7 protein-coding genes are annotated in these 13,227 nt (G+C 33.2%); all 7 read left to right on the forward strand.

Annotated features, from left to right (window positions below):
- Positions 1-170 precede the first annotated feature (170 nt).
- The 7 genes from OZP10_RS15060 to OZP10_RS15090 all read left to right on the forward strand — a co-directional run bounded on the left by OZP10_RS15060 (position 171) and on the right by OZP10_RS15090 (position 13,176).
- Entirely contained in the window at positions 171-3,569 is a 3,399-nt protein-coding gene (locus OZP10_RS15060) for a leucine-rich repeat domain-containing protein (protein ID WP_281631612.1), read from the forward strand.
- Positions 3,570-4,032: 463 nt separating this feature from the next.
- Positions 4,033-5,577 carry an ATP-binding protein gene (locus OZP10_RS15065; protein WP_281631613.1) on the forward strand — a complete coding sequence of 515 codons (1,545 nt, stop codon included), beginning with the start codon at positions 4,033-4,035 and terminating at the stop codon, positions 5,575-5,577.
- 2 nt (positions 5,578-5,579) lie between these two features.
- Positions 5,580-7,892, forward strand: a complete 2,313-nt coding sequence (locus OZP10_RS15070) for a Z1 domain-containing protein (protein ID WP_281631614.1) — start codon at positions 5,580-5,582, stop codon at positions 7,890-7,892.
- 146 nt (positions 7,893-8,038) lie between these two features.
- Complete coding sequence (locus OZP10_RS15075) at positions 8,039-9,748, forward strand: hypothetical protein (protein ID WP_281631615.1); 1,710 nt, start codon at positions 8,039-8,041, stop codon at positions 9,746-9,748.
- 193 nt (positions 9,749-9,941) lie between these two features.
- Positions 9,942-11,060 carry a ParB N-terminal domain-containing protein gene (locus OZP10_RS15080; RefSeq protein WP_281631616.1) on the forward strand — a complete coding sequence of 373 codons (1,119 nt, stop codon included), beginning with the start codon at positions 9,942-9,944 and terminating at the stop codon, positions 11,058-11,060.
- A complete protein-coding gene (locus OZP10_RS15085) occupies positions 11,057-11,866 on the forward strand; it encodes a hypothetical protein (RefSeq protein WP_281631617.1) in 810 nt (269 codons plus the stop codon). Before OZP10_RS15080 ends, OZP10_RS15085 begins: the two co-directional genes overlap by 4 nt.
- Entirely contained in the window at positions 11,863-13,176 is a 1,314-nt protein-coding gene (locus OZP10_RS15090) for a DNA cytosine methyltransferase (RefSeq protein WP_281631618.1), read from the forward strand. Before OZP10_RS15085 ends, OZP10_RS15090 begins: the two co-directional genes overlap by 4 nt.
- Positions 13,177-13,227: the final 51 nt, after the last annotated feature.

Below are 13,227 nucleotides of genomic sequence, written 5' to 3' on the forward strand. Positions count from 1 at the left end.
AGTATATTTTAGCTGTTATCATTATTCAAAGTGCGAACAAATAAAATAATGACCTGTTTAAATATATTGTATGCTTAAAAAACAAAACGGATTAAAATAAATACTGAGCATTTAACATAATTGATTACTATTTATAAAATAGGTAAAAGACTAACCTGCCAATAACTATCATGGAGAATACCAAACCAGAAATCTTAACTAAAATTGAAAAAAAATTTAAACTGAATCTTAACAGGGTTATTGAAGGAGATGTTCTCCATCGTCCGTATTCTTACAAGATTGATGAAAATAATAATATTATAGAGCTTAATCTTGACAATTGCAGTCTGACATCTCTTTACTACTTAAGATCGGCTAAAACCCTAAAAAGATTGACTGCGAGAGGAAATAATATCCAGGACATAGAGGGGCTGTTTCAACTTGAAGAATTAGAGTATCTCGATTTAGCCAAAAACAGGATTGAGGATATTTCAATCTTAAAAGAGCTGACTCGACTTGAATATTTAGATATATCCAATAACAGGGTATATGATATAAGTCCTGTTTATGATCACTTAAGTCATGGATTGACACTGAAAGCCGAATTTAATCCAACGATTTACCCATCACAGGAATTTTCTCTAGATAGTAATGAAAAAATTGTTGGTTGGTTTGACAATTTATGGTATTATGCACAGACAATAATTGAAGAAAACCTAAAATCTGGAGAAGAGGTTTTGGATCTTGGGAATTGTGGCATTACCGATTTATCAAGGTTTCCTTTATTATATGAATGCACGCACTTAAAAAGACTTGTACTGAGTAATGAATGGGCTATTTATGAAGACGGATGGGATAGGGAAACCAGTAATAATAAGCGAATGCCAAATAATATTTTCAATGTTCCAGTAGAATTTTTCAAGTTGGTTAATTTGGAAGAGCTTATTATTGGCGGTGACTGGAAGAGCAAGAAGAAATTGTTTTGGAACAGATGGAGAATTAAATTTTTTGATTTTAATAAATTGATAAATCTAAAGTATCTCAATATAAGCAATAACTTAATTTATGGTAAAATCTATCTTTCTAAACTTGAAAAGATAGAAGTATTGCATTTGAATAATAATAGAATAACTTCCATATCGGTAAGTTCCAGCCTGGAAAATATAAAAGAACTCTACCTGAGCAATAATTATATTTCCGACATTTCTTTTCTTAATAAATTTCCGGCAATCACTACGGCAGATCTTCACTCCAATAAAATAAAAACTTTGCTGCCCATAAGAGAGGTTATTAAAAGAGTAGAGATCAATGATTCAAGATGGAGAAAGGATACAATAAACCTAACCCAAAATCCTTTATCAAATCCTCCATTGGAAGTTGTTTCACAACAAAATGAATTTGTACTAGCCTATTTTGAACAATATCAGGCGGAGCTGGATATCAAAATAATGCCTTATAAAAACAGAGATATTAAGTTAGTTTTAGTGGGAAACAGCGATGCAGGAAAATCGACCCTTACAGAATATCTGCTGACCGGAATATGGAACGATACTATCAGCAGCACCCACTGGATGGAAGTAAAACCCTGGCTGGCAAAACATAAAAAGAAAACCTATAATGTCAGGATTTTTGATTTTGGCGGACAGGAATATTATCATGATACCCATTATCTATTCTTTACCAAACAAACCGCTTATTTATTGCTGTGGAACGAAAGTTCAAATAAGTATGGAGATTTGCCTATTAAGCAAAGGCAGAGCGATGGCAGCTTTGAAACAAACAATGTCCAGTGTTTTCCATTAGAGTACTGGCTAAATTCCATCGAATATCATACGAGAAATAGAAATATTTCTCTTGATGAGAAAAGGATCATTGAAATATTGGATAAGCGTGATGAAGCCATTAAAAATATTTTTAATGCTGGAGAAGATTGGGTTAAAATTATAGTTGATCCTACTGATAAAATTGCCAGAGAATTAGATGAAGTTCCCAATATTGTAATTTCCCAGAATAAAGTGGACAATGCAAATGATCTAAGATTTCTGGATGAAAAGCAACTTAAAGAAGACTATGCCAAAATTTTCGGATATGCATCTTTTTCTCTAAAAACCCAGAGAGGTTTTGAAAATTTTAAAAACATCTTATTTGAACTGCTTGACAAAACTCCTTTAATTAACAAAGAATTTTTGGGCACATGGGGATATGTGAAAAATGAAATTGAAAATGGGAATTACCCCAACAAAAAACTGTCGATTAAGGATTTTAAGGATTACTGCAACAGACTAATTAAAACTATTCCTGAAGTAAAGATTGGAGGGAAAAAATTAATAAAACAGGTGCTGTTTAATGTTACGGACGCGGCTAGTTTTGCCCAGTACCTAAATAATATCGGTTTAATACTGTATTTTCCAGAAAATGAGAAACTTAAAGATTATGTGTTTGTAAATCAAAAAGATATTCTTAAAAACATCTATGATATTTTATTGGGGCTAAATAAGCAGAATGGGAAATTCAACAAAGAGTATATTAAAAGCAAACTAGGGAAAAGCCATTTTGATAATGAATGTGAAATGATTACCAGCATTATGACACATTTTAAGATGATTTTTGAGCATCCTTCAGAGGCAGATCATTATATAGCACCTTTATATCTGCCGGGCGAACCTCCTAAGAGCGTAAAAATTTTTCTCAATACATTTCACCAGCCTGTCTGCAAGTTTGTATTCAACAGCTTTATCCATAAACATGTGATTTTAGAATTTTTTCAGAAATACGGGCAGGCAGTACTTAAGGATTCAAATAGCGGTGAATCTTATCTATACTGGAAAACGGGAATAGTTTTAAAAGATGCCGATACCCATGAAATTGTTCTTGTAAAATTCTGCAATGTTGATCAAAATAATGAGATACCCCATATCAGCGTTTACAGACTGGTAAATTCAGCCAGCAGCCATTTCTCTGAAAATGTTATAGATGCATTAGAAGAAATTTGTTTAGATAAAGATGTCACCAAAATGATAACTGTTGATGGCGAGAATTTTATTCCCCTTAACATAATAAATACTGCAGAAGAACAGGAGAATTGGGTTTTTTATTATGATCACAAATATTACGAACTAAAAGAATTTAAAAAATATCTAAAAAAAACTATAAAGATGAAAAAAATATTTATCTCGTATTCAAAAGCTGATGCCTTTTATCTGGAGAAATTGGAAAAACATTTAAGCGTACTGAAAAGAAATGGAACCATAGATACCTGGAATTGCCGTCAATTGCTTGCAGGAGAAAAATGGGATGGGAAAATTAAAAAAGAACTGGAAGAAGCGAACGTAATTATATTCTTGGTAAGCGATGATTTTCTAGCTACAGATTACATTTGGGATGTGGAGATAAAAAGAGCAATTGAACGCGAGACTGCCGATCCGGATGGTGTGAAGGTAGTGCCAATTATAGTGCGAAGCTGCTATTGGGAAGAATCGCCTTTAAGCGTATATAATACTGCACCTAAAAAAGCGCAGGTGATTACACTGGCTGGGGATATTGATCTAGCGTACACGGAGGCTGTAAAGGAAATCAAGAAAATATTGTAAGTGATTATTAATTTTTGAGGCTGTCAGCTGCCTGTATTTCATTTATGAAAGCCAGCAAGATTGCAAATGCAATACATCTTGCTACCTGCAGAAATAAAGCATTTTTTATGTGCCCATTACGGAAAGCCGTAAAACGTTCTGCAATCGGTTTTGTAGTTTTGTTATAAGTCTTAAATGGGGCATTATTGAGCGCTGGAGCATTTTATATCATTAAAGAAAGAAATAAGCTTCTTATGCCTTTGCAGGGAAGAAAGCAAAGAAATAAATTACTAAAATTATTGATTGCTCTGCAGCATCCTTTCGAGTATGATCTGAAGGGCTTAAAACTAGAGAAGTTATGATGCTGATGAAATAAATTAAAAACAGCTGGAGTTTAGGGCAATTAAAATATCAATTGACTGAATGCTGCCGGCAGATTTTGCTTCATATTTTGTTTGAATGAGGCAGAATAAACTTTATAGATATGAGTAAAAACAGAATAAATATCAGGCCCCATGTTTCCATGCTGTCTGTTCTAAAGTTTGTTGAATACGAAACATGGTTTGCTTTGGCGGAGTTTGTGGACAATTCAATTGCAAGTTATCTTAAGAATGAAAAAGAACTTAAGTTGTTGCATGGAAATGATTTTCAATTAGAAGTTGCGATAGAAATTAATGATCATGAAAACAAAATTACTATCCGAGATAATGCAGGGGGTATAGAAAAATCCAACTATGAGCGAGCTTTCAGAGCTGCAGAAATTCCAGCCGATACCACAGGACTTTCTGAATTTGGAATGGGAATGAAGTCGGCCTCATGTTGGTTTTCTGATTTTTGGACAGTCCGTACAAAAGCGCTGAACGAGACTGAAGAAAAGACAGTGAAGTTTGATATGAATAAAATCTTCGAAGATAAGTTGGAAGAGTTAGAATTTGTAGCAAAACTAGCAGATAAAAACTATCATTACACTATTATTGAACTTGAAAATGTAAACAAAATGCCAAGGCATAAAGGTCTTGCAAAGGTAAAATCACATCTTGCCAGCATATACCGGGATTTTATTCGTAGAGGTATTTTAAAACTGGTGGTCAACAACAGCGAACTCCAGTTTTCTGAGCCCAAAATTCTAACAGCTCCAAAATTTGATGATGCAGGTGGTGAGAAGATTGAATGGAGAAAGGAAATTAGTTTTGTTCTGGATGATGGCTTGTCTGTTAAAGGTTTTGTTGCAATCAGGGAAACCGGTTCAACAGCGGAAGCGGGTTTTGCATTATTTAGGAGGGGCAGGGTGATTGAAGGAAGTTTTGACAATGGTTTCAGACCCGAGTTTATATTCGGTGCATCGAATAGCTACAGATATCAAAGAGTTTTCGGCGAACTTCATCTTGAAGGTTTTGGTGTCTCATTTACAAAAAAAGGCATTCAATGGGACGAAAATCTGGATGTGTTTTTAAAATGTCTGAAAGATGAATTAAACCATGAAAGTTTTCCTCTTCTGGTTCAGGCAGAAAAGTTCAGGGCAAGAGCCAATGATGCGGATTATAAAAAGTCGGGTGTTAAAGCGCTCAGTGGCACTGTTTCTGATTTTGACAAAAAGGCACCGCAGGCTATTAAGGAAACTTTTGAGAATAGCAGTGCTGAAGGAGAAGATAGCACTAATGAAGAACTGGTTAAAACCGACAAAAGAATTTACAAATCATTCAAGGTGCATTTCAATAAAATAAACTGGCTTATTGCAATAGAACTTTCCTATGATACATCTTTAACTGATCTGATTGAAGTGGGGCCGCATCTTGTAAAGGATCCAGTTTCAGAGCCTGATATAAAACAGATAGGCATTCGATTGTCGTTAGTTCATCCTTTTATGGTTGAGTATGCAGGAACAGAGAATGGAAAGATTGAACCGATTTTAAAAATGACAGCGGCAATGGGTTTGGCAGAAATAATTGCAAGAGAAAGCGGTGCAAAGACGCAGGGAGAAATCCGAAGAAATTTCAATCAGCTAATAACAAAAATATCTACTAATTAATTATGACAGAAACAGCAGCAATGGAAGGTAGCGGAAATCCCAATAATGCAAAATGGCAACCTAAGCAGGGAGGTGAAATTGAAGGATTATTGAAGTATAAGGGATTTGCGGATAACGAAGGTAAAATTGACTCGACAGGACAACGCGTAATTGAAGAAACTTTCAAGATCCTCGGGATGTGCGGAGACCCTAACGAAGAGCAGAATGTTGAAACAGGGCTAGTTATAGGTTATGTGCAAAGCGGAAAAACGCTCTCTTTTACCTCTGTTGCTGCTCTTGCAAACGATAATCAATATCAAATCGTAATTATAATTGCGGGAACATCTGTGCCTCTTTCGGAGCAGTCATATGAAAGAATGAAAAAGGACCTTCGTATAGATACAAGATTTGACCGTAAGTGGACAATCATAAAAAATGTTGGAACCCAAGAAGACAGAAATACAATAGAAATGAAATTGGAACAATGGGCGGATCACACTTATCCAAAAGAAAATTGCTCCACATTATTGATAACAGTCATGAAAAACGGCAGCCGATTAAGAAACTTGACCGATCAGTTGCGTGATTTAAATCTTGATAGTGTTCCAACTCTTATCATAGATGATGAAAGCGATCAAGCAAGTTTGAATACAAGGGCTAGAGTAAATGCAAATACAGGAGAGGAAGTGAATGAAGGAGAAGCTTCAACAATCTATAGAAGAATTAATGAACTAAGAGCTGTATTTCCTCATCATACATTTTTACAGTATACTGCTACACCTCAAGCTAACCTATTTATTAATATTTTGGACAGACTCTCGCCGAACTTTATAAAACTTCTCACACCAGGAAGCGGTTATACCGGCGGTAATGTTTTTTTTGTTCAAAACCCTAATTTGATTAGAAGAATACCTGATGTTGAAATCCCATCAAATCACAATCCTGTGCACGAACCCCCTGAGAGTTTACTTTTTGCATTAAAAATTTTCTTCTTAGGAGTTGTAACTGGTGAAATTAAAAGGGATCAGCGTAATCGCTCTATGATGGTTCACCCATCGAGATTAACCAATTCACAAAATATATATTATACTTGGATCAGAAATATTTGTGAGAGCTGGAAAACTTTATTGCAAAGCAGTTCTCGTGCCGATGAAGATGAAAAAAAAGAATTATTAAAAGAGTTTAGAGTAGCGTATGATGATTTGAAGCAGACAGTTGATAATCTGCCTACATTTGAAGAATTGACTAACACCAGGCTTCTGCATTGTATAAAAAATACAAGAATAATGGAGATAAATGCAAGTCGAGGAAAGACACCTGAAATTCGCTGGAGTGATTTCTATTCTCATATTTTGATTGGCGGACAAGCAATGGACAGAGGATTTACGGTTGAAGGACTTACCATTTCTTATATGCCAAGACCATTAGCGACAGGACAAGTAGATACGACTTTACAAAGAGCCAGATTTTTTGGTTATAAAGGTTCTTATCTTGGTTTCTGCAGAGTTTGGTTAGATAACCCAAACATTGAAGCTTTTAGGGCTATAATAGAACATGAAGAAGATGTGAGGCAGCGTTTAGAAGAATTTGATGTAAATAACAAACATCTAAATGAATGGGAGAGGGAAACTGTTTTAGATCAAATGCTCAGACTAACAAGACCTAATATTTTGTATAACGACATTGATAGGGATTATTTTGGACAAGAATGGTTTACAGTTGGAGCACCTCATGACACAGAAAATTTAATACTCTATAATAAAAATGTTGTCTCAGAATTTACAAGTAAATACATTGATAGTTTTGTAACTAATGATGGGCATGTGGAAAGGACTGATCTACAGCGACATCTGGAGGCAGAATTACCGCTGGAGGAAAGCCTTCAGTTGCTGCTGAATAGATTAAAATTTACTAGAGAAACTGACAGTCAGACTTATTCGAGTTTGCGAGGTTTATTAAGTTCTTATCTCCAAGAAAATAAAGATGAAACCTGTATGTTATATGTTATAAGTTCGAGGATTGAAAATGACACAATTATTCAAGCCACAAGACAGCGTAGATTAAACCAAAATGATAATATCCAACAGCTTTTTCAAGGGGAACAGCCAACATCAAACGGTAGACTTAGAAAAGGTGAAGTATATATAGGAGATAGAAATATCAGAAGCCATGATAAGGTGACAATTCAAATACACAGATTAAAATTACTCGATAGAAACGGTAATGAAATTTTAAATGAAGACGGCAATGAAGTTTATAACGACTTGATAAGTCTTGCAATCTGGATACCAGAAAGAATTGGTAGAGACATAATCAGGCAGCCTGACAATATCTGAGTTTACTAGATAACTCTTTAGAATTGAATATTTAGGGATGTATCAATACAGACACGCTAAATATAAGAAAAAAATAGAATTAGGATCTTATATTTACGTAAGAAATTTTACAGAAATGCCCTTTAGTACAGAAAATAATGAGGTAAATGAATAAAAAAGTTGTTCAATTAATAGAAAATCTAGTTGAAACTGAAACCTCAAAAATTAAAGAAACTTTTTCTGGTCCAAGTTATTATGCAGTACAGCATATTCTAAGGAGAATAGACTTTGTAATGCTTTTTTATAACAACGATCCAAGAAAAACAAAAGAGGAAGTCGAGGAACTTAGAGAATTTTATAGTTACGGATGGGTAAAAGCCTTAAAACCATTTTATCATGACTTGAATATAGATATTCTTGAGTCTTTTCCAGAAATGTATAAGGAGGCAATTAACTGGGCAGACGGTATTATGCAGTTTAGTGGGCAGATTGCATTTTTAATCCAATTACTTGACTACTATAGATCAGGTTTAATAAACCTAGAAATTAAAAATAAAAGAGAAATTTCATTTAGGTATATTGTTGAAAACCCTGGTGTAGAGTACTTCGACAGAAAAAGTAGAGACTTTTACAGAGATGTAATTGTTGAGAGAATGCTGGAGCAGAAAAAACAAGATGACAGTTTAAATGAGAATGTAATAAAGATTAAACTTAGAGAGATTATTCGTAATCCAAAGGGTAAATACATAAGTTATGATGCTACTCCAGAAATTGATGAATATTATAAAATTAAAGGACAAATTTTTGTGCTTAAACTTCAAGGATATGATGACTTTGGCGAGCAGGATTTATTTGGAGGAATTCCATACTGGAAGTATTTAGACGTTGTCATAACAATTGTCGGTGCTGCAATAATGCATACCGAAGCTTGTTTAGAATTAAGTAAAATGAATCCTAGTGTAGATTTGCATAATCTGCTAACGTATACTTATTATAAAGATAAAACCTTAAATGTTTATAAGAATTATTTTGGTGCTTCTCAAGACGAAATTGAGCAGATTTTCTCGTGTATCACTCTTAATAAACAAAATTACAATTATTACTTAGAATATCCTGGCGCTGCACTTCCTATGTATGTGGAGGCTTCAGATAATATGCTGGTGAGACTCATTTCTGGCTGCCTGGGAAATCCATTTGAATTATTAAATAGAGAACTAAAAAGAAAATTTGAAAAGGATTATTTCAAAGCAGTAAACAATAGAGAAGAAAGATTTAGAAATGAACTTTTCAATTTGTTTCCCTCTCAGAATTTAATAAAATTACAAAAAGGAGTCAATATAACTGTGAATGGTCGCAAGACAGATATTGATGCAGTTCTTTTTGATACAGATACTATGACAATTGGTTTGTTTCAATTGAAGTGGCAGGATCCATTTAAAAAATCAATGAGAGAAAGATTTAGCCGAATTTCAAATTTATTTGATAAGGCAGTTGAATGGGTAGATAAAGTTGAAAATTGGCTGACAAATACAGATATAAAAAACATTCTTGAAATTCTGGAGATTAAAAAATACTACAAAGGTGAAATTTCAATAAATGAAGCATACATATTTGTCTTATCTCGAAATAATATAAATTTTACGAATATAGATAAAATGGATGATAGAGTTGCGTGGGGTACCTGGTATCAAATGATTGAGTCACAAAATATAGTAAGGACTTCATCTGAAAACATAATTAAAGATGCCTTCATAAAGCTAAAAACTTTGTCACCTAAGCATAGATTGAAAAATGAAAAATTGCCGGAATTACCAAACTTTGAGATGCAATTCGGTGGATATAGAATACATCATGACAAAGAAAATAAAAATGACTAATAATATTTTTTGTTTCAATTGAAATTCTAAATTGAATTGTATTTGCTAAAAATGCTAGATTGGATTCATTCATTTTTTTATTAAAGAAAGATACCGATGTAAAATAATATAGAATTTTAAAACGATAGTCATTTCTATATTAAAAGGCTATACTTAAAGTAAAATTTAGATTATATTTGCTAAAAATATTAATATGGCTGATAGAAAATCAGGGGTTTTTCAGATAAAGACCGAAAATCTAATTTTAGATCAATTTAATCCAAGACTGTACGGAGAAACTGCGACAGAATCTCAGGATCAGATTATGACTAAAATTTACCAAAAGGAATCTATAGATGAACTAGCTAGTTCATTGGCTGTAAATGGCTATTTCCAGGAAGAGCCAATAATTGTAGTTCCAGAAAATCAAAATGATTTCGATACGATTGATCAAACAAATATAGATAATTTTAAATATATTGTAATTGAAGGGAATAGACGTACTACGTCTGTTAAACTTTTACTTAATACAGCTAATACTATTGTTGATACTGATTTTCCAAAAATTCGTGATGGAATAGACCTTAAGCAGATTCCTGCAATTATTTATAAAAATAGAGATGATGTTGATACATATCTTAGTGTAAGACATATTGCAGGGAATAGAAAGTGGGATGCTTTTGCAAAAGCCAAATACATCTTTGAAAAGGTTAATAAAATAAATGTAGTAACACAGGACGTTTCTAAAGCGATTGAGATTCTTTCAACTCAAATTGGTGACAAAAATAATGTTGTCAAAAAATATTATATTTATTTCAAAGTCTTTCAGCAGATTGAAGATGATGTTTTGACTTATTCCAGCAGACATATTAAAGATCGTTTTTCATTATTAGAAGTATCTCTAGCATCGGGAAATACTACTATTGCAAATTATATTGGATTACCTCCATTTAGAAAGATTAATTTAGAAGATGATCTTATTAAGCAGGATAAAGTTGATGAATTAAAGAACGTTACAGAATGGATTTTCGGAACGGACGATCAAGGTAACAATAGCCTTATAAGTGATTCAAGACTTATTAGTTCAGTTTTAAAGCCAATTTTAGCAAACAAAGAAGCAATAGATCATTTAGTAACATATAAAGACTTAGATGGAGCATATCAGCTAACAGGAGGCGAAGAACAGCTTGTTATTGGAAATATTAACAAATCAAGAAAATTACTATATAATATTTTAGGTAAAGTACCCAAGTATAAGCAGAATAAAGAATTCCTTGGTGCTTTTGAAGAATTATTAGGCAGTATTGATTCAATTAAAAAATTAATGGAATGAGTTTGACTTTTCCTTCACTCGTTTCTTCTGATAATAAAGTAAACTCCTATTGCAATTTCATTGAATACAGTGCATTTTGTGATGGGGATATTTTATTTGATGAATTCGACACTGATGATAACGGATTGCAATTAGCTGATATAATAGGTGAACTAACTAGAAGACTTGATTTGTATGGAGACATTTTTGTACCATATGAAATCAAGAAAGATAGTATTGAGAGTTTGCTACCAGACAAAGAAAATTATCTGCATTATTTTTATTGTTTGTATTACGCATTACAAGGAGGCAGTTTTCCAGTTTATATAACTAATATTTTTGAACAAATTACAGATAATAGCCTTAAAAATTATTTTGGCACAACTAATAGCGAAATAACATCAATAGGTCAAAATACAGGTAATTTAAGAGGATCAATAGATTCTATTAGAATTGCTTTAAAGGAAGTAAAAGGTAATTATGATGTGATTGCACCCCAAGCAAAAGATGGGGGTATTGATATAGTTACTTATAAACCTCTCGATGATAGAGGTAATCAGATTGTATGTTTAACTGATGCCACTATTGGTAAAAACTGGAAAACTTCAAAATCGGTAATTACTAAATTAAATTATTGGACTGATTACATTCTTTTTAAAGTTTGTCCAATTACTTGTCTGTCTATAGTTCACATTGTCGATGAAGCTGAATTTTATCAAGCATCAAGAAACAATGGCTTAATTTTCGATAGAACCCGTATAATGAAATATTATACATCTGATAACACTCTTAAAACTAGCTTAACAGCTTGGCATGCAACATTATGAGATTCATTGATTTATTTGCGGGTATTGGCGGATTTCATCAGGCTCTTTCTAATTTAGGGCACGAATGCGTGTTTGCAAGTGAAAAAAAAGAGCATCTTGCAAAACTTTATGAGCTAAATTATAACATTGTCCCTAATAGAAACATACGGGATGTTAATCCTTCAGAAATTCCAGACCACGATATTTTGTGTGCCGGATTCCCATGCCAGCCATTTTCTAAAGCTGGGAATATGCAGGGACTACAAGACGAAAATAATGGTAGTTTTTTCGATATCATTATCGAAATATTGCAAGAGAAAAATCCAACATATTTTATCTTAGAAAACGTAAGGAATATTGAATCACATGATGATTTTAAAACTTGGGATTATATTTCAGAAAGTCTGATCGGACTAGGATATAATATTAGTAAAAATGTGATGTCACCACACCAATACAATATTCCCCAGCATAGGGAAAGGTTGTTTATCATAGGTTCACGTCTGCCAATTGATAATTTTGAATGGCCTCCTAAAGTGGAGCTAACTAATACTGTTCGAAATTTTCTCCATTCAGAAAATGCAAAATTAGTGGAGGAAGACCGAATGGATGTTATCGATATCTGGCAGGATTTTATCAATATACTGCCGACAGATAAAAGTTTACCAGGCTTTCCAATTTGGTCCATGGAATTTGGAGCGACTTATCCAACTGAAGTGCCAATAAGTGAATTATCTAATGAAGAATTAGAAAAATATAAAGGAAGTTACGGTGTTCCATTAAAGGGACTTTCTTATGAAGAAAAAATAAAAAACTTGCCAGGATATGCTGTAAAGAACAAAGGAAGACTTGTATATCCTGACTGGAAAATCCGATGGATAAATAATAATAGAGAACTTTTTATTAAAAACAAAAGGGAGCTAGTACCTATTGTTAAAAAACTAAAGAAGCTTACCAATAAGAGCTGGCAAAAATTTGAATGGAACTGTGGTGATGTAGATAGAAATATCAGAGAACATATAATTCAGTTCCGGGCTTCTGGAGTGAGAATTAAAAAGGCTGATTTTTTCCCATCTCTGGTAACTGTAAGTACACAGATACCAATAATAGGATGGGAGAATAGATATCTGACGCCTGAGGAAGGAGCAAGGATACAATCATTTGAGAATATTACTTTTCCTGAAAATATTACAACCTGTTTTGGTGCGCTTGGGAATGCAGTAAATGTTAAACTGGTAAATTTAATCGCTGCAAATCTGCTGCCACCAGTTGAAGAAAATCAAGTTGAAATTTATTTAAATCAGCATATTGAACTTAGAAATGCTTTGTAATTATAAATGTTTCAGGGAGGTGCTTGAAAAATAGTATAATAGCGTACAGGA

Source organism: Flavobacterium luteolum (genome assembly GCF_027111275.1).
In the GTDB taxonomy this organism is placed as follows: domain Bacteria; phylum Bacteroidota; class Bacteroidia; order Flavobacteriales; family Flavobacteriaceae; genus Flavobacterium; species Flavobacterium luteolum.